The organism is Thalassospira sp. Z349TD_5, from assembly GCF_056173045.1.
Window position 1 is genome coordinate 2,704,508 of sequence record NZ_CM149654.1, and the last position, 20,275, is coordinate 2,724,782.

Consider the following 20,275-nt stretch of genomic DNA (forward strand, 5'->3'; position numbering starts at 1 on the left):
TCGGCAAATCTTCGAGCCAAAGAGGGTAAAGCTGCCATGACCACCCCATCACCGACCGCGCATTGTTCCTATGCTGCCAAAACCGTTGCCAAGATTTTGCTGGACATCGGTGCGGTTAATTTCCGCCCGGAAGAAGCCTATATCCTGACGTCTGGCTGGGCCAGCCCGGTCTATATCGACTGCCGCAAATTGATTTCATTCCCGCGCGCACGCCGCAAGGTGATTGAGCTTGCCGCCCGTCAGGTTTCTGACAAAGCAGGTTACGAGGCATTTGATGCCGTCGCCGGTGGTGAAACGGCGGGTATCCCTTATTCCGCGTGGCTGGCCGATGTGATGGACCTGCCGATGCAGTATGTTCGCAAAAAACCCAAAGGGTTCGGTCGCAAGGCCCGCATCGAAGGCGACATCCACGAAGGTCAGCGCGTTCTTCTGGTCGAAGATCTGGCCACCGATGGTGCCTCGAAAGTCAATTTCGTCAATGCCATCCGGGACGCCGGTGGGGAATGCAAACACGCCTTTGTCGTGTTCTTCTATGACATCTTCGAAGGTGCGCTTGAAGAACTGCGCAAAGACGACATCGAAATGCATTACCTTGCCACCTGGGCGGACGTTCTGGCCGTTGCCGAAGAAGGCGAATATTTCAGCCAAGACGCCATCGAAGGGGTGCGCTCGTTCCTTGCTGATCCGATTAGCTGGTCCAAGGCACATGGCGGCAAGCACGACTAAGCGAAGCCAAACAGCACACATTCAAACGCCCGCCAGATTTTGGCGGACGTTTTGTTTTTCACCTTGTGACGGCCGGGATAGAAGAACCGGGATTTATCCCGCCATATCCAGATCAGGTTGCGCCACCTTGGCCGGGATCGCCGCCCCAAGGTCATGCGCGGTTTTCAGGTGTGCGGCCGGATCATTGCCATCGGCCAGCAACATCAATTCGGATGACGCGACCTCAACGCCGCAATAATCAAAAATACCCTGATGGATTTGCAGCTTCATTGCGCCGAAATACCCATGCCGGGCAAATGTGCCCAAACCGGCACCGCCAATGGCGACAAGATGAACCTTCAAATGAGTCAGCTTTTTAATCACCTTTTCGCCGTCTATGTCCTCATAGGCCCAGCCATTGGTGAACACACGGTCAATCCACCCTTTCATGATGGCGGGCATCGACCACCAATAGATCGGAAAAACCAGAACCAGCGTATCGGCACGGTCGATCCTCTGTTGTTCGGCGATGACGTCATCGGGGTACGGCGTGACAAGGTCAACCCCCGCGACATCGCCCAAACTGAACCGCGGATCAAATCCCTCTGCCGTAAGGTCGGCAAGTTCGAAACTGTGGTCCGATCCGGCATCTTCAATGCCCTTGCCGATATGACTGGCAACAGCATGGGTAAACGAACCGGTATTTGGATGTGCAACAACCACAAGTGCGTGCATGACTGATCTCCTTCTTAACCGATTGCCTCAGGACGGCAATCACTATATACTTTTAGTAAGTTACTTTCCGTAAGTTACGTTTGGTATATAGCGATGTCAAGCACCAGCGCAAATAATTCTCCAACCCGCCACAAACCGCGCAAACGGCTCTCGCGGGAGGATCGATATTGTCAACTTGTTGATGTCGCGTGGCAAATGGTGCGTGGGCAAGGAACCGAGGCACTTAGCCTTGGGTCCCTTGCCGAGCAGGCCGGTGTGACCAAGCCGGTTGTCTATGATCATTTTGGCACCCGGTCGGGATTACTGATCGCCTTGTATCAGGATTACGATATGCGCCAGTCCGCCGTGCTTGACGCCGCCCTTCAGGCAAGTGCGCCCACCCTGAACGACAAGGCGTGGGTGATTGCATCATCTTATGTTGATTGCGTGTTGTCACAGGGGCGTGAAATATCAGGTGTCATTTCCGCACTTGCCGGGTCGCCAGAGCTTGAGCAGGTAAAACGCGACTACAACCTCCTGTTTCTTGAAAAATGCCGCGACATTCTTGCCCCTTTTTGTGCCAACGGCACCGTATCAACGGTCAGCCTATGGGGGTTCCTTGGCGCGGCAGAGGCCCTGTCCTACGCGGCGGCAACCGGCGAAATCACACAGGAACAGGCGAAGAACGAACTTTTTGACACCATTGTCGCCATGGTGGCACGACACGTATCCGACTGACATAAACAGACACAGGTCTCTAACCAGCGTCTTGTCTATAAGCCAAATGCACAGGCGGCAGTACCGCCAACCGGCGGGCTAGATACCCTTCCTTCGTCGCAATGAATTTCTGCATTTCCGCAAGGTAGCTCCGGGGCACGGCATTTTGGATGATGTCGTGCCCCGAAAGCTTGATCGACCAGTCTTTCAGACAATCCATTCCGGCATAAAGATTCCGGTTCAATCCAACCGAAAGCAATGGAAACGGTCGAAAAACCGTTGCGAAAACAAAATCAAGCAGACCAATGCGTCCCAGCGCCTGCAAAGGTTTTGTCTCAACATGGCAGGCAAGTATTTCAAGCCGTTGGGTTATCTGTGCCACCGTTGCATCGACCGTATCCTCCGTTGGCGCCTGATAAATCAGCATTGCCGTCAACGACAATATCTGTTCGCCAAGTGCAATCAGCCCACGGTGCAGGCCACGTTCATAAGGATCGCGAGGCAACAACGTCTTGCTGGTTAAATCATCAAGATACTCACAGATCGCAGCGGCCTCGAACAGGACCCGCCCGTGATCAACAACCAAGACCGGCACTTTGCCCGTCGGGCTGATGTCAAAAAGCCAGTCCGGCTTATCATCAAGTGAAATATCAACCCGTTCGTGATCAATTGAACGTGCGGCCATGACCATGGAAACACGCTGCACATAGGGACATAATCGATGTCCCACCAGACGAAAATGAGGGTACATCACACATCCCCGAAGTTTGGAAAACTCTAAAAACCATTCTGACGAACAGCTGACGGAAATCATGACGCCGCACTATCCCATGAAATGCACGTTCAGTTTATTGCCATCCAGATCACGGAAATATGCGGCATAAAATCCGTCGTCGGTGCGCGGACCGGGTGTGCCTTCTGATGTACCGCCCAACGCCAGCGCCTTTTGATAGACCTCGTCAACCTGCTGGCGCGATTGTGCGGCCAAGGCGATCATTGTGCCATTTCCGACGGTTGCCGGTTTGCCATCAAACGGAACATGGACAGAAAAACATGGGCTATCGGTACTCTGTCCCCAGACAATAAAATCGGAAACAACCATGACGCGGCCTGCCCCAAAACACTCAAACAATGCGTCATAAAATGCGCCAGAGCGCGTCAGGTCATTCGTTCCAACGGATGTGTAGCCAATCATCACAGTTCCCTTTGTTATGTGCGTTCAACATTTCGCAGGAACAGAAATAGAGAATTGCAAATTTGCAATACATACGCGATTTTGAAATCAATGATTGCAAATTTGGAATTTATGCCGATGGACTGGAATTACATGAAGTCCTTTCTCGCCATCGCAGAGACAGGATCGCTCGAACAGGCATCACAGAAACTACGCGTCAGCAGCACGACCGTGTTTCGTCATATTCACGCTCTGGAAAAAGAAACTGGTGCGAGGCTGTTTGACCGGGTTCGGGGCGATTATCAATTGACCGAGGCCGGGGCAGATATGCTGCACCCTGCCCGACAGATCATGAACAGCTTCGATGCGATCAACCTGAACATTTCCGGGCGTGATGTATCGCCGTCCGGGTTGGTCCGCATTACCGCCCCGACAAGCTTTTCATATTTCCTTTTGCCCGATTGCTTTGCGCGATTTCATACAGAACATCCTGACATTCAGCTTGAACTGCTGACGAGCAATCAGGAATTCAACATGACACAACGCTATGCCGACATCGCAATTCGGGTCGCCAGCCATCCGCCCGAACATCTGGTCGGCCGCGAGGTCCGAAAAATCAGTTGGGCCATTTACGGCACCTCTGATGATGTTGCGACTGACGATCTGGATTTTCTATTACAGCAGAACTTTATCGGCGCGTGCGGAACGCTTCGCAGTCACCCCGTTTTCACATGGTTGGAAAAATCTCACCGGGGTAAAATTCATCAGCAGTCCGATGACCTGATCGCAATGGCGCAACTTGCACTTTCGGGATGCGGCTTTGCCTGCTTGCCGACCGATCTTGCCATCCCCGGTTTGAAACGGATCACCGTGCTAAAGGATATCGCGCCAAACAGATTGTGGGTCTTGACCCATCCTGACCTCAGGCACATCGAACGGATAAAACTTACAATGCGCTGGATCACCAGCACCTTAAAAAACGAACCGAAATTATCAACGCCCGGAATACACACAGCGTAATGCCCGGAGATCGCCGGTCGGTCAAAAAGCTTTCATCTGCCCATATCTGGACAGGCGCGATAAGTCAGTCCAATATGTTCCATAACAAAAGCAAAGTCGTAGCATCCAATACGGCCGGTTTTAGGGACAACGCGATCGCGTGACCACGGTAAAACGCCACAGGTCCAAGGAGCACGACATGTCGATGCATACAACAGCCAAGACTCTGACCATGATTGCACTGACATGTGCTGTATCTGCCTGCATGGCACCGGTCGAAGACCCCGTCACCGTCGCCAATGACAGTCAAACCATCGTCACCCCATGGGGCCCGCCGTCCAACGCACGAGCCAATAGCGCGCCCCAAACCATGGCACGCCCAACCGGGACAACCGCCGGATCGGTCGCAACACAGCCTGACAACCTGGTGATGATGGAAGACCAAAATCAAAAAATGCTCGATCAAATGCAGAAACAGCAAATTGACGAGGCCCGCATTGCGCTCGGCATTCTGGATCGCATGGCGCAACGCTGCGTTCAGCAAGGCGATGCCGCGTCCTGTGCCACGTTGCAGAAAAACTGGGCGCCACTGTCCCAGCAACTGCATAAAAGTCTGTCGATGTTGTCGGGCGATGCAATGAACATCCCGATGTCCGACCCAACCATGAGCAATATGCCCGGCAGCAACATGGGCGGCCAAATGGCACCCCAAACACCGCCAGCACCACAAGGGATGGTGCCGTCAACTGGCACAGACACCCCGGAAATGGAAAAAGTCATCCCAATGACCCAGCCGGGCACAGATGGCTAGCGGCACATACGCCCCATAAAGTCGTTTTAAATTCTTCAATTTGAGATAGAGCAAAGACGCCCAAAGCACCCGAGATTATGCTTGTTCCATATCGAAAGGACCCGCGTGTGATCCTCACCCTTCTGGTGAAGATGACGGGCCGTACAATGGAGACAGTCTCATGTATCGGGATATTCTTGTTCACATCGACAATTCGCCTGCCTGCACAGAACGCCTTGCCGTCGCGCTGAAGGTTGCCAAGGCGCAGAAGGCCCATCTGACAGGTCTGTTCCTGCTGCCTGTGACTGATATTCCGCGCTTTATGGAAGTCCAAATTCCACAAGAAATCATCGCTCAGCAACGTCAGGCAATGGCCGATCAGGGCAAAGTGGCGCAAGGCGTATTTGAAACCGCCTGCAAAGATGCCGGTATTGAGTTTAGCTGGCAGCAAACAACCTGTGCCGCCACCGAACTTGCCGATACGGCAGCAATGTATGCCCGCCACCATGACCTGACGATTTTAGGACAGCACGACCCGGAAAGCGGTGATCCGTGCTCTGTCTCTGAAATGCCAGATAAGGTTGTTCTGACGTCTGGCACACCTGTTCTGATCGTGCCCTATGTCGGAAAGTTTGCCACCGTCGGCGAACGGGTTCTGATTGCCTGGAAACCTTACCGCGAAGCCGTTCGCGCAGTAAACGACAGCATGCCGTTCCTTGAAACCGCCAAGAAAGCCGTGGTTCTGTGTGCCGATCCGAACAAGGGCGCACGTGATACCCTGCCCGTGCCGGGCATCGACATCGCGGACCGTCTCAAACGCCACGGCATTAGTGCGACCAAGGAAACGATGAATGCATCGGGCATCAGTGTTGGTGACTTGCTGTTGTCGCGGGCAGCGGATGAAAGTTCTGATCTGATTGTCTGCGGAGCCTATGGCCGCCCGCGCCTGCGCGAATTGATGATGGGCGGTGTGACACAGCATCTTTTGCGCCACATGACCGTTCCGGTCCTGATGTCACACTAAGCCGATATCGCACGCACCCGCATTAAAACTCCATATCAAAACCGGTCGGATCATTCCGGCCGGTTTTTCGTCATCAAGGGTTAATCCATTGCAAAGTTATCGCAGTGCAAAGGAATGGGTTGCGCCCGATCAAAGTGGGATTAAAGTGCCTTAAAAGCATTTACGGGTTTCAGGGCCCCACATCAAAACGAGGTTCGCCATGACCATCGACGCCACCAACGTCAATCCAGCCGTCGCCCCAACCGTTCCGGGCAATTCAGATGCCAGCCGCGATGTCGCGAGCTACCTGCATCCCTATACCAATCATGCCACCCACGAACAAACCGGCCCGCACATCATTACCGGCGGTGACGGCATCTATGTCACCGATGATGCGGGTCACAAACTGATCGAAGGCATGGCAGGTCTTTGGTGTACGTCGCTTGGCTTTAGCGAAAAACGACTGGTGGATGCCGCCACCAAGCAGCTCAACATACTGCCCTATTATCATACCTTTGCATCCAAAAGCACAAACCCGGCGATTGATCTGGCCGAAAAGCTGTTGGAAATCGCGCCCGTGCCGATGTCGAAGGTCTTCTTCGCCAACAGTGGCTCAGAAGCCACTGATTCCGCAGTCAAAATGGTTTGGTATTATCATAATGCTATTGGCCAGCCGGAAAAGAAGAAGATCATCTCACGCAAGAAAGGCTATCACGGGGTCACCGTGGCGGCGGCCTCGATGACTGGCCTTCCGGGCAATCACAAACTGTTTGATCTGCCGATTGATCGTATTCTTCATACCGAAACACCGCATTACTGGCGCGATGCCCTGCCAGGTGAGGAAGAAGAAGATTTCGCCACCCGTCTGGCCGAACAGCTCGAAGACCTGATCCAGGCCGAAGGCCCCGAAACCGTCGGCGCGTTTATCGCCGAACCGATCATGGGGGCTGGTGGCGTGATTGTCCCGCCACGCACCTATTTTGAAAAAATTCAGGAAGTGCTCAAACGCTATGACATCCTGTTTATTGCCGATGAAGTGATTTGCGGCTTTGGCCGGACCGGTCGGATGTTTGCCAGCGAAACCTTCCGCCTTAAACCCGATATGATCACGGTCGCCAAACAGCTGTCATCGGCTTACCTGCCGATTTCCGCCCTGTTTATCAACGAGGCGATTTATCAGGCCGTCAAAAAGGGATCAGACGAGGTCGGGACATTCGGCCATGGCTTTACCTATTCCGGGCACCCGGTGGCAGCAGCCGTCGCACTTGAAACCCTTAAAATCTATGAGGATGACGGGATTATTGAGCATGTCCGCAGTGTCATGTCGCCGTTCCAGAAACGCCTCAAAGACCTTAACAAGTTCGATCATGTCGGCGAAACTCGGGGCCACGGCCTGATCGGGGCGTTTGAACTGGTTTCTGATAAGTGTGCGAAAACACCGTTTGATCCCTATGGTGCTGCGGGCAAAGCCGTTGCGGCCAAATGTCTTGAACATGGTGTGATCCTGCGTGCGCTTGGTGATACGGTTGCCTTCTGCCCGCCGCTGATCATCACCGAAGATCAAATTCATACGATGTTTGACGCGGTCGAGGCTGCCCTGACCGAGTGGCACAGCAGCCTTTAAGTCGCGCCACAAATCAAAAACATCAAAAGGCCCGGCTCAAATCCGTTTTGCGCCGGGCTTTTTTTTCTAAAACCACACGTCTGATCCCGCAAAACACCGCCTAAAATCGCGACCAATAGCCTTAAATACCAAATCACACCAAATCGATTGATTAAAACTATGGTCTGAATTGATATAATTGTGGGGTGAAATGCGTTCAAATCCTTGCCAAATGCCGCCAATGGCCCCAAATTGACAACTGAATTGAGACGGGGTACGCCAAGTCCGTGAAACAGGACCAACCCTGCGGCGAGATCGACAAACGAAAGATGGAACGCCTTCTCTGACCGTGCGGTTCAAAACAAACTGGAATCGCTTTAATTTTTGACAAGGGTCAATGCCGTGTCGGACGCCATGTCCGATAAGGGAAACATCAAGACCCGGTCAAGCCGGACGACGTGTCCCGATCAGATCGCTGATCAGGACAAGACCAGAGCTTTGTGATGTGCGAAACTGTTCCGTCGCAAAGAGACAGGCGAAAGTAACAAAGATGAATTATAACAACTTCTTCAAAGACGCGATCTCTGGCCTTAAGGCTGAGGGCCGATATCGCGTGTTCGCCAATCTTGAACGCATTGTCGGCAAATTTCCCAAGTCCCTCTATCATCCGGAAAATGGGGAAGCGCCGCGCGAAATCACTGTCTGGTGTTCCAACGATTATCTTGGCATGGGTCAGCACCCCAAGGTTCTTGAAGCCATGGACAAAGCCGTTTCCGGCCAAGGCGGCGGTGCGGGTGGCACACGCAACATCTCCGGTTCCAACCATCTGCACGTCGCGCTTGAGCAAGAGCTCGCCGATTTGCATGGCAAGGAAGCCGCGCTTCTGATGACGTCTGGCTATGTCGCCAACTGGACCACGCTGTCAACCCTTGGCTCCAAATTGCCCGATTGCGTGATCATTTCCAACTCCCAGAACCATAATTCGATGATCGAAGGCATGCGCCATTCCAAGGCCGAACGCCGCATCTGGAACCACAACGACGTCGAACATCTTGAAGCCATCTTAAAGGACCTCGGCCCGGAGCGCGCCAAAATCGTCGCGTTCGAGTCGGTTTATTCGATGGATGGCGACATTGCCCCGATTGGCCAGATTCTTGATCTTTGCGAAAAATACAACGCGATTTCATACCTTGATGAAGTCCATGCGGTGGGCATGTACGGCCCGCGCGGCGGCGGTGTTGCCGAACGCGATGGCGTTATGAACCGCGTTGATATCGTTCAGGGCACACTGGCCAAGGCATTTGGCGTCATTGGCGGTTACATCGCCGCCAAACCGGAAATCGTCGATTTCGTGCGCAGCTTTGGCAACGGGTTCATCTTTACCAGCTCCCACCCGCCAAGCATTGCAGCAGGCGCATTGGCAGCTGTCCGCCATCTAAAAGAAAGCAACGCGGAACGCATTGCACAAAAAGAACGTGCTGAAACCCTTCGCGAACGTATGCGTGAAGTCGGTCTTCCGGTAATGGACGCGCCAAGCCACATTGTCCCACTGATGGTTGGCAATGCCGCGATGTGTAAGGAAGCCAGCGACCGCCTGCTGTTTGAACATGATATCTACGTGCAGCCGATCAACTATCCAACCGTGCCGCGCGGCACCGAACGCCTGCGCTTCACCCCCGGTCCGTTGCATAATGACGAATTAATGGATCACCTGATCAACTCGCTACTTGCCGTCTGGAGCCAGTTGGGCATTTCCAAGGCCGCCTGATCGTGCGTCAGGGATCAGAAAACGAAGGCCAGTGGCAAATGCCCTGGCCTTTTTTGATCCGTCAACGAAACTGTTCTGATCTAACATCTTCAAATCAGCCCCGAATGTTTGCTTTCGCCATTGGGCAGCCTATATTCATGCTGAAGATGATCGCGGGCATTTAAAGTGCCCTTAAGATCAAATATTGCAATTAATAACCGTTCGCGTTAACGTCGGTCCTGTCATCAAACAGGGGCCGCCCATGTATTCGGATAGAACCTTGCTCCCCAAAGAATGTCTGCGCCTGTGCGCACTCGGCACACTTGCCCTTTCGGATAAACCAATCAGCTATGCTGATCTGGCCAATTCCGTGCGTCATTTCATGTCCCATATGATGGGGCCGTCGCTTGATATGATGGGAAGTTCATTACAGCTTTTGAAGCTTGAAGGACTGGTCAAGGAAGACAGTGGAAGCACCGCATTTTCCGACGGGCAGCTTATCCTGACCCAACAGGGCCACGATAAATTCGTCGAACTGATGCAAGGCAACCTGCGTGATACATCGGGTGAACTATCGCGTTTGATTATGGCGCTTAAGATGCGCTATCTGCATTTGCTTGATGATGACATCCGACGTGAGCAGCTCGAAATCCTTCAGGATGTGTGCGAGCTTGATCTTGAACGTGTTTTGGCCCTGCGCGAAGAGCACGCCAACGAAGCATCAAACTTCACCGGCTGGCTTGAAATGGAAGTCAAACGCCTTGAACAAAAAAACGACTGGCTGAAGAGTTTGCTGGTTTAACACAGCCTTGCCCTACCGCGTTTTCCCGTTATAGTCGTGGGTGACGGTCCGCAGGAAGCAGACCCTACGTCACAGGCAGGGACGAAAATGCTTATTCGTGAAGAAACCGAACATGACATCGCGGCGATTCACGCGCTTCTGGCAGGTGCATTTGAAACAGCACCCCATAGCCAGCAGACAGAACACCTTATTGTTGATGCCCTGCGTGAAAAAGGGAAACTCACCCTTTCACTGATTGCTCAACAAGATGACGAGCTCATTGGCTGCATTGCCTTTTCCCCGATTAAAATCAATAACCTGGAATGTGGATGGTACGGGCTTGGCCCGGTTGCCGTTCTGCCCGACCGTCAAGGGTTTGGCGTTGGGTCCGAACTGATCCAAAGCGGCATCCGTCATTTGCGTGCCGATGATGCCGCCGGGTGTGTTGTTCTGGGGGAGCCAAACTATTACAGCCGGTTTGGCTTTGCGCCCCTGCCCGATCTCAAGCTTGAAGGTGTGCCTGATGAATACTTCATGGCCCGCCCGCTGATCGATGAAATCCCGGCTGGAAAAGTTGATTACGACCCGGCCTTTCACATTAAATGCAACATGCTTTAGCCAGAACGCATAAGGCAGCCAAGCTTGGCTACCTTTGGTCTTTCAAGCATATCGCCTCAGAAACACGGCCTCATCACCAACAATCGCTCCGAACGCAGCGATCAGCAATTAATAAAGATGCTGCCCGCCGGTGACAAAGATTTCCGTGCCGGTAACATAACTGCTGTCTTCCCCGACCAGATAATGCACCGCGGCCGCCACGTCTTCAGGGGTGCCCATTCGGTTCATCGGGATACGTGGCACCAGTGCTTCATACTCCGGGGAAATCATGTCGGTTTTGATCTCGCCGGGGGCAACAGCATTGACCCGCACGCCCAGTTCGGCAAACTCCACCGCCATTTCACGCGTCAGCCCGGAAAGGGCTGCCTTTGATGTGGAATAGGCCGATCCGGCAAACGGATGCACATAGTGCCCGGCAATCGATGTGATGTTGCAAATCGCCCCCTTGCCACGATGCAAGGCCGATGCAAACCCGCGTGCGAGCGTCAGTGGGGTGAAGAAATTAAGTTCAAACACATCGCGCCACGCATCAATATCGCCGTTCAAACAGCCAAGCCGTTCCTTATAGGGCGTCTTGGGCGAGACCCCGGCATTATTGACCAAGGCATGCAGCGGATCATCGCCCAGCACCTCATTGGCCTGTGCGATGAAAGACTCCACGTCTTCGGGTTTGGAAAGATCAGCACGGATATGAATGCCAAGTGACGGGTCACGCGGACAACTGGGTGGCGGTGCTTCACGTGAACAGCAAATCACCCGCCAACCACGCCGGGCAAAATAACCAACCGTCACGTGACCGATCCCACGACTGGCACCTGTCAGAACGACTGTTTTCGGGGCTGGGTTATTCATTATTCGGGCTCTTTATGTGGCGTGCGCATGCGTGACTGCATGTGATCGCATTGTTATAACATCCCCCGTCAAACCATTGAAGGAAATGCCCTGTTTTCGGTAAAATTTCTGTCGGCCTTGGATCATGGCCTCGTTTTAGGTAGTACGCATCGCAGGATTTGGCAAAGCCCCCGGCAGCTATTATCCTGATGACCGAACCAGTGTAGGCAAATACATGTGCAGCCGATTTGATCTTAGCAGCAACGTCCACGCCCTTCAGGCACAACTGGGACTGGAGATGGAAGACATCCGGCGCAACATTTTGCACAACGGGTTTGACGACGCGCAGCTTGCCCATCAAACCGCCGAAAACCAGAACGATCTTGATGCCGCGTTTGAAGGCCTGACCGGCACACGCCGCCCGACCGATCCGATTGCCGTCATCCTGCCCGAACGCAAAGCCGCAATCCGCCACTGGGGGCTAACGGTTCCGGGCCTGAACACGCCACTGATCAATGCGCGGGCCGAAACGCTCGACCAGAAACCCACATTTCGCCCCCTGCTTGCCCGGCGGTGTCTGATCCCGGCCACAAGTTGGTATGAATGGCGCAAAGACGGCACGGCCAAGCGTAAAAATCAGATCACGCTTCCCGATCATCAACCGTTCCTATTTGCCGGACTGGAAAACGGATCAGAAGCAACCATCATCACCTGCGCACCATCGGATGTGATTGCCCATATCCATGATCGCATGCCCGTGGTGATCGGACCAAACCACCTCGATGCGTGGCTTGATCCGACAGAAAACTTCACACAGGTTGCCCATATGCTGGCCCCGCTTCCTGACCATGTCTTGTCATGGCACGAAGAACCACCCACCGCGCAAAAAACCAAACGCGATGAAGATCAAATCAGTCTGTTCTCAAAATAGGAAAATGGACCTGCTGTCAGCACAGGAAAGCTGTCGGCACCAGAAGAAGCATCAGGTTGGGGCATATATCACTATCACCGCGCACCCGCGTCGCCTGCATACTTGCCGTCACATTTGTTGGCCGCACAGGGTGCTGCTTCGCAGCTGCGAACGGAATTGTCGCCACCACCACCTTGGCCAACGACCGCAGCACCAAGATCGGGCAAACCAATTTTAAGACTGTTTAATTCGTCAGCCAAATCGTCGGACATGGCTGCAAAATCAATGATGTCGCGAAGTGATAACATCGCAATTCCCCTAGCAGACGTTTCTTCCTCAATGCGGAACGCCTCGTTTTTCGGGGTTCCGTCTTTGTAAGATTTCCGTAACCCTCCCTCTATTTCTTCGCGGATGCAACAAAAAAAGGCGCACCAAAATGCGCCTTTCTGACCCATTCAAAAGAATAGGTAATTTAATTTCGCGAAATCATATGGTTATGATGACGCCCGGTCAGCGGAACACTCAGTGCATGATCCAAAGTGGCAACGTACATTTTGCCAGCATATCTTGCGTCACACCGCCAAGGATCATTTCCTTAAATCGTGAATGGCTATAGGCACCAAGCACGATGCAATCAGCGGCGCATTTTTCTGCTTCCAAAATCAAGGTATTAGCGACATTTCCGCCTTCGGTATGTTCAACAACGCCCGCCTCGACTCCGTGCCAGCGGAATTGTTCCGCCAATTCTCTGGCACTGGCCCGGCCATACGGAACATCCCCGACACTGACGATTGTGACGGTCTTTGCCGTGCGCAAAAGCGGCATGGCCGACGTCACGGCACGCGCGGCTTCGACCCCGCCGTTCCACGCGATCATAACCTTTTCACCAATCGTCGCAGGTGGATCCAGCGGGGCGACAAGGATCGGACGCCCGGTTTCCATCAATGCGGCATCAAAGGTCAGCGACGCAGAAGCTTCTTTGGGATCACGCCCCACCACAACCAGATCAAACAGGCGGCCCCGGCGCGCAACGGTTTCATCTTCACGGCCATTGTCCTTGCGCCACGCACAGGTTGCTTTGGACTGGGTCGTCGGCGCCTCTGCTATCTCGATGCCTGCCGTGGCGACAGCGGCCTCAAACGCAGCCTTGCCGTTGGCTTCGCGTTTTCCTGTTTCGGTTTCCGCCGCCCGGATCATTTCTTCAATGATCAGGCCCGACATGCCTTCGCCAACAATCGGAATGGCATCCTGTGGTTCGGCGGCGACAAAAAGCGCCTCAAGATGCGCGTCGAACCGCTTTGCAGTACGGAACGCCATATCCATCACACGGCGATCAATTTCCGAACCGGCTACTGGCGCCAGAATTGTTCTTATTGCCATTGCACTCACTCCCGCCTGTCATCTTGTGAACAGTGCCCGCGTCTGATCGATCATCATCACGCAGGATCGCCATTATGTTGCTACTTTTGATCACTCTATTCCTTGTTCAAGATCAAAAATATTGCGGCTGTAATTGTTCTTTCAACGCTGTATAGAAACAAGATCAGCTTTTCGTAAACCTGCCCGATAGAATAGCTTACAAGGTGTATTGTATCATTTATGGCTCCGATTACGATGGCTGTTTGACGACAAGACCGAAAATACGCTGACCCCGACCGATACCAACCAAGGTCAGACCGTAGATGTAGATTGGTATGTAATTTGGAAATGGGTTTGCTGGCGGATGGATTACGAAGCGCTTCATCAAAATGCACGCGAAGCAGCAGAATTTCTCAAAACGCTGGGCAATGAATGGCGGCTGATGATTCTTTGTTCCCTTGGCGATGCCGAAAAATCGGTTGGCACGCTTGAGAATGAACTGGGCATTAAACAATCCGCCCTGTCACAGCATCTCGCACGATTGCGGCGCGACAGGTTGGTTAAAACCCGGCGCGAAGCCCAGACGATTTATTATTCGCTGGCAGATCAGAACATCATGAAAATCATTGCCGTCTTGCAGGAAACATTCTGCCCGCCCGAACAGACCAAATAGTCAGACGAACCGGACCGGGAAAACAGGCCGCCCAATCAAAAACGCGCAAAAGATCAACTCTTTTGCGCGTTCTATCGTTCAGGGCATAAAGCCAAATCCTTACGGGAACAGCTTTTGGGTGTTCCAGCCCGCATCATCGGCATCACGGGTAAACAATTTGCGATCATGCAGACGGAATTTTCCCTCGGCCCAGAATTCAATCCGGTCAGGCACAAGGCGGAAACCACCCCAGTGATCCGGGCGTGCGACCTTGCCCAAACCAAACTTGGCGGTAAATTCCGCCACCCGTTTTTCCAGATCAAACCGACCGGTCATGGGGCGTGACTGTATCGAAGCCCAGGCGCCAAGCTGGCTGCCACGTGGGCGCGATGCGAAATACTCATCGGATTCAGCGCCATCGACCTTGGCGACCTTACCTTCGATTCGCACGCATTTTTCAACTGTTTTCCAATGAAAGCACAATGCCGCATAGCTGTTTTGCGCAAGCTGGCTGCCCTTGCGGCTTTCATAGTTGGTGTAAAAGACAAAGCCGCGATCATCAAACCCCTTAAGCAGAACGATCCGCGCTGATGGACGGCCATCCTTGTCCGCGGTGGCCAATGTCATCGCGTCAGGATAGGCATCTTCGGTGCTTTTGGCGTCTTTGAACCAGTCGTCAAACATCTCAAACGGGGCGACATGGGGTTCATGCCCCATTTTTGGCGTATTTTTTTCGTCCATTGGGGTCAAAGTTCCTCTGATTATCCAAAATCGGCTGGCTTAAGTGACAGCCGATGACGAACACGGGGTGGCAACACAGGATCATCGTTCGTATATTCAGAGCATATCGGTTGGGACAGGAAAAACAAGATGGGCAGAAACAACATGAAATTCCGTCATATCGTCATACCATTGATCATGACCGCCTTCATCGCAGGCTGTGCTCAGGATCAGGGCCAGAAACAAACCGCTGGCACCTTGCTGGGTGCGGTTGGCGGCGCGGTTGCTGGCGCACAGTTTGGCAAAGGCAGCGGCCAGTTGGTCGGGGTTGCACTTGGCACCATGGCTGGCGCGTTTCTTGGCAGCGAAGTCGGGCGTTCACTTGATAACGCAGACCGCGCAATCATGGCCCAAAGCACGCAGAAAACCCTTGAAAGCGCGCCAACAGGCAAAACATCAAGTTGGCAGAACCCAGATACCGGCGTTCAGGGCACCGTGACACCAACACGGACCTATCAGAAACCAGAAACGCAGGAGTATTGCCGCGAATACCAGCAGACCGTCATGATTGGTGGGCAGGAAGAAACCGCCTATGGCACAGCGTGCCGCAAACCTGATGGCAGCTGGCAGGTCGTGAATTGATCAGACCCGTCTGATCTGAAACCAGATTTTCAAAAAAGGCGGTGTGATCCTTGCGATCTGCACCGCTTTTTTTATATCCGGACACAGCAATAAATAGCCTTTCTTGTTTTCGCCAAGACGGGCTAGAGTACGGAGCGCGCAATCAGCGCCATTTTGTTTGTTTTGGCATGCCGTTTGGCAAAAGACAGCGCGGCAGAGCAATATGACGAAGCCCTTGATCGTGGCCCCGCTACATTCACTGGACTTGTCCTTGCTTGATATAAAACGTGCCCGACGAAATCGTGACGAAATGGTTCTGATTGCGCGCATCATGCACTTAAATTGTGCCACCGCCCATTTTGTTCATCCAACCGGTTAATTCATGCAGGATCCCTACAAAATACTCGGCGTTGCAAAAAACGCCACTCAGGACGAAATCAAAAAAGTCTATCGCAAACTGGCGCGCGAACTCCATCCCGACGTCAATCCCGGCGATACCAAGATTGAAGAACGCTTTAAAAAAGTTTCAAGCGCCTATCACCTGCTTGGCGATCCTGAACGTCGCAAGAAATTCGACAACGGCTTGATTGATGCCGACGGCCGCGAAACCGGGCCTTTTGGTCGCGGTGGCGGGGGTGGTCACTCGCGTTCGGGCGGTGGATTTGGTCAGAACGACCCATTCGGCTTTTCCGGCTCGAACCCCGAAGATATCTTTGACGAAATTTTCGGCAAAGGCGGTCGGGGTGGTCGCGGTGGCGGCGGATTTGGTGGTTTTAGCGGCGAACGCAAACCGCAAAAGGTCAAAGGCCCGAACATCTCCTATGAGCTGAGCCTTGATTTTTCCGAGGCCATCATTGGCACGACCAAGCGGATCAACCTTGCCAGCGGCAAAAGCCTTGAAGTCCGCATCCCACCGGGAAGTGAAGACGAACAAACCCTGCGCCTGAAAGGTCAGGGCATGGCGGGCATGAATGGTGGTGAGGCAGGCGATGCCTTGATCAAGCTGCATGTTCATCCCGACAAAACATTCCGTCGCGAAGGCAATGACCTGCATTGTGAATTGGCGATCACACTGGCCGAGGCGGTCCTTGGCGGGTCCATCGAAGTCCCGACTGTCAATGGCAAGGTCAATATGAAACTGCCTGCAAATGCCAACAGCGGCACCAAACTGCGCCTGCGCGGTAAGGGGGCACCCTATGATCGCAACACCAAACACGGCGATCAATATGTCCATCTGACGGTAAAACTTCCCGATGAACGCGATGACGAATTGATCGAGTTTATCCGTGACTGGTCGGAAAAACACCCCTACAGCACCCGATAGCATCCCGCTCAAAAGCCGGCTTCTCGTCGGCTTTTTTATTGCCAAAGTTGCTAAAACACCCGCACTCACCGTGGCAGGTTACAGTTCCAATTTTCTTTTAAATGCAACGCCCTGCCTGAAAATCCGTTCTCGTGCTACCATATGATTTAAAGCGTTTTGCCGTTAAGAACCAAAACAGAAAATCAGGAAGACATCAGGGCAACAATGGAACAGTTTACCAACCCGGATCAATATCTGCTCTGGATTGACCAAGCCATAGACTGGGTACAGGCCAATATTCTTCTTGGCCCAATCCTCATACAAATTGCCGCCTGCCTGCTGGCGATGCTGCCGGCCTTTTTGCTGCGCCCGACATTGACCTCCCTGCTTGCCCGGCTGCAAAACTGGAAACCGCTTCTGCACTATGCCGGTTTCAGACGACTGTTTTCTGTCCTGCCTGACCTGGCGTTTCCCCTGCTGCTGGTTGTATTGGTCTGGGTCCTTGAGGCCATTGCTGTTCAAACCGGATATCGCCATAACATCCTGCGCCTCGTTGCAAGCCTCCTCAACGCTTGGATCGTCATTCGTCTGGCCGCCGCCGTGGTGAATGATCCGGTCTGGTCACGCACCATTGCGGCTGTGGCGTGGGGACTGGCCGCCCTTAACATCGTTGGCTGGCTTGATCCAACCATCGCAGCGCTCGACAGTCTTGCCATGCAAGTCGGATCGTTCCGCGTTTCGGTCTATGGCGTTATAAAAGCTGTCCTGTCGTTGGCAGTTTTGCTTTGGGTTGCATCCTTTTCATCGCGACTGTTTGAACAACGCATCAAAAAAGTCCACCGCCTGACTCCCTCGGTTCAGGTGCTGATGTCAAAACTCCTTAAGCTTGTTTTACTGTCCGTTGCCGTTCTGTTTGCCCTGTCAACGATTGGCGTTGATTTAACCGCCCTTGCGGTGTTTGGCGGTGCGGTTGGTGTCGGCATTGGCCTTGGTCTGCAACGCATTGTTGCCAACCTGATCAGCGGCGTGATCCTGCTTTTGGATCGGTCGATCAAACCCGGCGATGTCATTGCCATTGGCGAAACATTCGGCTGGATACAGTCCCTTGGTGCACGCTACACCGCCGTTCGCACCCGGGACGGCACAGAATTCCTGATCCCCAACGAAGACCTCATCACAACACAGGTCGAAAACTGGAGCCACACCGACGTCAAGCTGCGCCTGAAAATCCCGGTTGGCATTTCCTATAACTGTGATCCGCATTTCGCGATCAAACTGTGCAACGAAGCCGCAGGAAAATGCGCGCGCGTACAAGACAACCCCGGCCCCAATACATTGTTGCGTGGCTTTGGCGACAATTCCGTCGATCTTGAAATCCGCTTCTGGATCACCGACCCGCAAAATGGGCGCGGCAACATCATCAGCGAAGTTCTGCTCAACGTCTGGGATACCTTTAAGGAAAACGATATCGAAATCCCGTTCCCGCAACGCGATCTGCATCTGCGCAGCGGCGATGCACCGATACGGGTTCAAATGGAATCCACTGGCCATCCAGAAAATCCGGACACATAACGTTGTCCGAATTTTCTATTCTTCACAGGGCTTTCGATTTCCCGCCATGGCTTAATCCACCGATTGGGCCATATCATTTTGACTGATTTCTTCCTGCCGCGGATGATCCGGGTTTGGCTTGATTTGCTCAGGGACTTTGTCTTCGGGCTTTGGTGTATCAAGCAAGGCACCGACTTCAACATCCAGAACCGAACCTCTGGTTTTTTCAAGCTCGACAAGCCGCTCACGCATTTTACCGGGCCAGCCACCATCCGACTGAACCACCAGCAGCCGATCATAATCAAGAAACAATCCCAGACGGCTCATCAAATCGTTCAATGTCAGACGCGATAAATTACCAGATAACAACCAGCGATGACTTTCGGACCGATCAATCAGCTTTTCCCGCCGAAGGGCGGCCAATGCCCAGTTCAAGTCACGCCCGCCAAGCTTGACCTCACGCATCATGCGGCGATAGGTCGGCGGTTTGGATGCCTTATGGAAACCGTTTTGCAGATATTCCAGCACCCGCAGAACCGCGATAATGCGTTCCATGTGGCCCGGCACCGCCCCACGCGGATCGGGAATAAGGCCCGCAGCTCGGGCTGCACGCCATTCAGACCGTGCGGCGGCCACCTGTGCGCCCAGCAGGATCACAATCCACGTCAGATACATCCACAACAGAAAAATCGGCACAATTGCAGCCGCGCCGTAAATCGTCTGATAGGTCGGGAAATTGGTAACATAAAATCCGAACCCTTTTTTAAGCGCCTCAAACAATCCCGCCGCGACAAGGCCGCCCAGAAACCCATCAATAATTTCAACTGAACGGTTGGGCATACCAATGAACAGCAACGAAAAAGCGATTGCCGATAACAGGAACGGCGCGATTAAGGTAAGCTGACCAAGTTGCCCGCCGATCAAATCACCGCCGACCATATAGCGCATGGCAAACAGATAGGACGCCAACGACAGGCTCAACCCCAACAACATCGGCCCAACCGTCAGAAGCGTCCAGAACACCACAAGACGCGACAGCAACTTGCGCGGGCTTGTAACGCGAAAGACATCATTCATCGCCCCTTCAATCGCGCCGAGTAACATCACCGCCGTCAAACCAAGCACCATGGTGCCAACGGCGGTCATCTGGCCGGTGTTTTGCAAGAAGTTTCCAAGGTAGTCGGTTACCTGCTCACCGGTTTCTGGCAGGAAGTTATTTAAAACAACGCTCATGATTTGATCTTTGAATTGATCAAATACCGGAAAAGCCGAAAGCACCGTCAGCGCGACAGCCAGAAACGGAACCATCGCCAAAAGAGTCGTATAAGACAGGCCAGCCGCGCGCTGCACCGACTTATCATGAACAAACCGCATCAGCGCATAGCGCCAGAATGCTGTTCGATCTTGGATCAATTTCTGAATTTCCACCATTAAACGCTTATCCCTACGCATTTTCCGGTTATACTGTAATTGATCA

General features: G+C 53.2%; 22 protein-coding genes. 14 read left to right on the forward strand and 8 right to left on the reverse strand.

All coding sequences use genetic code 11. The features are described from left to right. Nucleotides 1-36 precede the first annotated feature (36 nt). Nucleotides 37-726, forward strand: a complete 690-nt coding sequence (locus AC0VXT_RS12410) for an orotate phosphoribosyltransferase (protein ID WP_475545690.1) — start codon at nucleotides 37-39, stop codon at nucleotides 724-726. Between the two features lie 93 nt (nucleotides 727-819). Here the strand turns inward: AC0VXT_RS12410 and AC0VXT_RS12415 are convergent, their stop codons facing one another. Then, entirely contained in the window at nucleotides 820-1,440 is a 621-nt protein-coding gene (locus AC0VXT_RS12415; protein WP_475545691.1) for an NAD(P)H-dependent oxidoreductase, read from the reverse strand. A 93-nt stretch (nucleotides 1,441-1,533) separates the two neighbouring features. Here AC0VXT_RS12415 and AC0VXT_RS12420 point away from each other — a divergent pair, with 93 nt between their 5' ends. After that, a complete protein-coding gene (locus AC0VXT_RS12420) occupies nucleotides 1,534-2,157 on the forward strand; it encodes a TetR/AcrR family transcriptional regulator (RefSeq protein ID WP_475545692.1) in 624 nt (207 codons plus the stop codon). 19 nt (nucleotides 2,158-2,176) lie between these two features. On the opposite strand, the gene AC0VXT_RS12425 is transcribed toward AC0VXT_RS12420, so the two are convergent. Together AC0VXT_RS12425 and AC0VXT_RS12430 are read right to left on the reverse strand one after the other, a co-directional pair. Continuing rightward, entirely contained in the window at nucleotides 2,177-2,887 is a 711-nt protein-coding gene (locus AC0VXT_RS12425; protein WP_475545693.1) for a glutathione S-transferase family protein, read from the reverse strand. Nucleotides 2,888-2,959: 72 nt separating this feature from the next. Continuing rightward, on the reverse strand, nucleotides 2,960-3,331 hold the full coding sequence (locus AC0VXT_RS12430; RefSeq protein ID WP_101303613.1) for a VOC family protein: 372 nt from the start codon (nucleotides 3,329-3,331) through the stop codon (nucleotides 2,960-2,962). A 132-nt stretch (nucleotides 3,332-3,463) separates the two neighbouring features. Between AC0VXT_RS12430 and AC0VXT_RS12435 the strand changes: the two genes are divergently transcribed. The 7 genes from AC0VXT_RS12435 (at nucleotide 3,464) to AC0VXT_RS12465 (ending at nucleotide 10,851) form a co-directional block, all read left to right on the forward strand. After that, nucleotides 3,464-4,330: a LysR family transcriptional regulator gene (locus AC0VXT_RS12435; protein WP_475545694.1), complete on the forward strand. Its 867-nt coding sequence runs from the start codon at nucleotides 3,464-3,466 to the stop codon at nucleotides 4,328-4,330. A gap of 178 nt (nucleotides 4,331-4,508) precedes the next feature. Continuing rightward, entirely contained in the window at nucleotides 4,509-5,120 is a 612-nt protein-coding gene (locus tag AC0VXT_RS12440) for a hypothetical protein (RefSeq protein ID WP_475545695.1), read from the forward strand. Between the two features lie 160 nt (nucleotides 5,121-5,280). Then, nucleotides 5,281-6,123: a universal stress protein gene (locus tag AC0VXT_RS12445; protein ID WP_475545696.1), complete on the forward strand. Its 843-nt coding sequence runs from the start codon at nucleotides 5,281-5,283 to the stop codon at nucleotides 6,121-6,123. A 199-nt stretch (nucleotides 6,124-6,322) separates the two neighbouring features. Then, entirely contained in the window at nucleotides 6,323-7,726 is a 1,404-nt protein-coding gene (locus AC0VXT_RS12450) for an aspartate aminotransferase family protein (RefSeq protein WP_417823515.1), read from the forward strand. Nucleotides 7,727-8,255: 529 nt separating this feature from the next. Then, on the forward strand, nucleotides 8,256-9,473 hold the full coding sequence (gene hemA, locus AC0VXT_RS12455) for a 5-aminolevulinate synthase (RefSeq protein WP_475545697.1): 1,218 nt from the start codon (nucleotides 8,256-8,258) through the stop codon (nucleotides 9,471-9,473). 241 nt (nucleotides 9,474-9,714) lie between these two features. Then, nucleotides 9,715-10,254, forward strand: coding sequence for a hypothetical protein (locus AC0VXT_RS12460; RefSeq protein WP_101303603.1), 540 nt, complete (start codon nucleotides 9,715-9,717; stop codon nucleotides 10,252-10,254). An 87-nt stretch (nucleotides 10,255-10,341) separates the two neighbouring features. Further along, nucleotides 10,342-10,851: a GNAT family N-acetyltransferase gene (locus AC0VXT_RS12465; protein ID WP_475545698.1), complete on the forward strand. Its 510-nt coding sequence runs from the start codon at nucleotides 10,342-10,344 to the stop codon at nucleotides 10,849-10,851. 108 nt (nucleotides 10,852-10,959) lie between these two features. Here the strand turns inward: AC0VXT_RS12465 and AC0VXT_RS12470 are convergent, their stop codons facing one another. After that, a complete protein-coding gene (locus tag AC0VXT_RS12470; protein WP_101303600.1) occupies nucleotides 10,960-11,703 on the reverse strand; it encodes an SDR family NAD(P)-dependent oxidoreductase in 744 nt (247 codons plus the stop codon). Between the two features lie 214 nt (nucleotides 11,704-11,917). Between AC0VXT_RS12470 and AC0VXT_RS12475 the strand changes: the two genes are divergently transcribed. Further along, a complete protein-coding gene (locus AC0VXT_RS12475; protein ID WP_475545699.1) occupies nucleotides 11,918-12,613 on the forward strand; it encodes an SOS response-associated peptidase in 696 nt (231 codons plus the stop codon). Nucleotides 12,614-12,687: 74 nt separating this feature from the next. On the opposite strand, the gene AC0VXT_RS12480 is transcribed toward AC0VXT_RS12475, so the two are convergent. Together AC0VXT_RS12480 and AC0VXT_RS12485 are read right to left on the reverse strand one after the other, a co-directional pair. Further along, nucleotides 12,688-12,900, reverse strand: a complete 213-nt coding sequence (locus tag AC0VXT_RS12480; protein WP_475545700.1) for a hypothetical protein — start codon at nucleotides 12,898-12,900, stop codon at nucleotides 12,688-12,690. Between the two features lie 214 nt (nucleotides 12,901-13,114). After that, nucleotides 13,115-13,972, reverse strand: coding sequence for a universal stress protein (locus tag AC0VXT_RS12485; protein ID WP_475545701.1), 858 nt, complete (start codon nucleotides 13,970-13,972; stop codon nucleotides 13,115-13,117). A 343-nt stretch (nucleotides 13,973-14,315) separates the two neighbouring features. Here AC0VXT_RS12485 and AC0VXT_RS12490 point away from each other — a divergent pair, with 343 nt between their 5' ends. After that, nucleotides 14,316-14,624, forward strand: coding sequence for an ArsR/SmtB family transcription factor (locus tag AC0VXT_RS12490; RefSeq protein ID WP_101303594.1), 309 nt, complete (start codon nucleotides 14,316-14,318; stop codon nucleotides 14,622-14,624). 99 nt (nucleotides 14,625-14,723) lie between these two features. Here AC0VXT_RS12490 and pdxH read toward each other — a convergent pair whose 3' ends face one another. Next, on the reverse strand, nucleotides 14,724-15,344 hold the full coding sequence (gene pdxH, locus AC0VXT_RS12495; RefSeq protein ID WP_475545702.1) for a pyridoxamine 5'-phosphate oxidase: 621 nt from the start codon (nucleotides 15,342-15,344) through the stop codon (nucleotides 14,724-14,726). Nucleotides 15,345-15,473: 129 nt separating this feature from the next. Here pdxH and AC0VXT_RS12500 point away from each other — a divergent pair, with 129 nt between their 5' ends. From AC0VXT_RS12500 to AC0VXT_RS12510, 3 genes are all read left to right on the forward strand, one after another. Further along, complete coding sequence (locus tag AC0VXT_RS12500; RefSeq protein ID WP_475545703.1) at nucleotides 15,474-15,965, forward strand: RT0821/Lpp0805 family surface protein; 492 nt, start codon at nucleotides 15,474-15,476, stop codon at nucleotides 15,963-15,965. A gap of 361 nt (nucleotides 15,966-16,326) precedes the next feature. Further along, entirely contained in the window at nucleotides 16,327-17,268 is a 942-nt protein-coding gene (locus AC0VXT_RS12505; RefSeq protein WP_475545704.1) for a DnaJ C-terminal domain-containing protein, read from the forward strand. Nucleotides 17,269-17,472: 204 nt separating this feature from the next. Next, the gene (locus tag AC0VXT_RS12510) at nucleotides 17,473-18,819 is read left to right on the forward strand and encodes a mechanosensitive ion channel family protein (RefSeq protein WP_475545705.1); all 1,347 of its coding nucleotides are present in this window, start codon (nucleotides 17,473-17,475) and stop codon (nucleotides 18,817-18,819) included. A gap of 51 nt (nucleotides 18,820-18,870) precedes the next feature. Here the strand turns inward: AC0VXT_RS12510 and AC0VXT_RS12515 are convergent, their stop codons facing one another. After that, nucleotides 18,871-20,211: a YihY family inner membrane protein gene (locus tag AC0VXT_RS12515; RefSeq protein ID WP_475545706.1), complete on the reverse strand. Its 1,341-nt coding sequence runs from the start codon at nucleotides 20,209-20,211 to the stop codon at nucleotides 18,871-18,873. Nucleotides 20,212-20,275 lie beyond the last annotated feature (64 nt).

Excerpts from the sequence above, each read along its gene's own strand:
- AC0VXT_RS12505 (WP_475545704.1), top strand. The coding sequence starts at position 16,327 with ATGCAGGATCCCTACAAAATACTCGGCGTTGCAAAAAACGCCACTCAG.
- AC0VXT_RS12430 (WP_101303613.1), bottom strand. The coding sequence starts at position 3,331 with ATGATTGGCTACACATCCGTTGGAACGAATGACCTGACGCGCTCTGGC.
- pdxH (WP_475545702.1), bottom strand. The coding sequence starts at position 15,344 with ATGGACGAAAAAAATACGCCAAAAATGGGGCATGAACCCCATGTCGCC.
- AC0VXT_RS12470 (WP_101303600.1), bottom strand. The coding sequence starts at position 11,703 with ATGAATAACCCAGCCCCGAAAACAGTCGTTCTGACAGGTGCCAGTCGT.
- hemA (WP_475545697.1), top strand. The coding sequence starts at position 8,256 with ATGAATTATAACAACTTCTTCAAAGACGCGATCTCTGGCCTTAAGGCT.
- AC0VXT_RS12500 (WP_475545703.1), top strand. The coding sequence starts at position 15,474 with ATGGGCAGAAACAACATGAAATTCCGTCATATCGTCATACCATTGATC.
- AC0VXT_RS12435 (WP_475545694.1), top strand. The coding sequence starts at position 3,464 with ATGAAGTCCTTTCTCGCCATCGCAGAGACAGGATCGCTCGAACAGGCA.
- AC0VXT_RS12475 (WP_475545699.1), top strand. The coding sequence starts at position 11,918 with ATGTGCAGCCGATTTGATCTTAGCAGCAACGTCCACGCCCTTCAGGCA.
- AC0VXT_RS12450 (WP_417823515.1), top strand. The coding sequence starts at position 6,323 with ATGACCATCGACGCCACCAACGTCAATCCAGCCGTCGCCCCAACCGTT.
- AC0VXT_RS12510 (WP_475545705.1), top strand. The coding sequence starts at position 17,473 with ATGGAACAGTTTACCAACCCGGATCAATATCTGCTCTGGATTGACCAA.
- AC0VXT_RS12460 (WP_101303603.1), top strand. The coding sequence starts at position 9,715 with ATGTATTCGGATAGAACCTTGCTCCCCAAAGAATGTCTGCGCCTGTGC.
- AC0VXT_RS12490 (WP_101303594.1), top strand. The coding sequence starts at position 14,316 with ATGGATTACGAAGCGCTTCATCAAAATGCACGCGAAGCAGCAGAATTT.
- AC0VXT_RS12415 (WP_475545691.1), bottom strand. The coding sequence starts at position 1,440 with ATGCACGCACTTGTGGTTGTTGCACATCCAAATACCGGTTCGTTTACC.
- AC0VXT_RS12420 (WP_475545692.1), top strand. The coding sequence starts at position 1,534 with ATGTCAAGCACCAGCGCAAATAATTCTCCAACCCGCCACAAACCGCGC.
- AC0VXT_RS12445 (WP_475545696.1), top strand. The coding sequence starts at position 5,281 with ATGTATCGGGATATTCTTGTTCACATCGACAATTCGCCTGCCTGCACA.
- AC0VXT_RS12440 (WP_475545695.1), top strand. The coding sequence starts at position 4,509 with ATGTCGATGCATACAACAGCCAAGACTCTGACCATGATTGCACTGACA.
- AC0VXT_RS12465 (WP_475545698.1), top strand. The coding sequence starts at position 10,342 with ATGCTTATTCGTGAAGAAACCGAACATGACATCGCGGCGATTCACGCG.
- AC0VXT_RS12425 (WP_475545693.1), bottom strand. The coding sequence starts at position 2,887 with ATGTACCCTCATTTTCGTCTGGTGGGACATCGATTATGTCCCTATGTG.
- AC0VXT_RS12480 (WP_475545700.1), bottom strand. The coding sequence starts at position 12,900 with ATGTTATCACTTCGCGACATCATTGATTTTGCAGCCATGTCCGACGAT.
- AC0VXT_RS12410 (WP_475545690.1), top strand. The coding sequence starts at position 37 with ATGACCACCCCATCACCGACCGCGCATTGTTCCTATGCTGCCAAAACC.
- AC0VXT_RS12485 (WP_475545701.1), bottom strand. The coding sequence starts at position 13,972 with ATGGCAATAAGAACAATTCTGGCGCCAGTAGCCGGTTCGGAAATTGAT.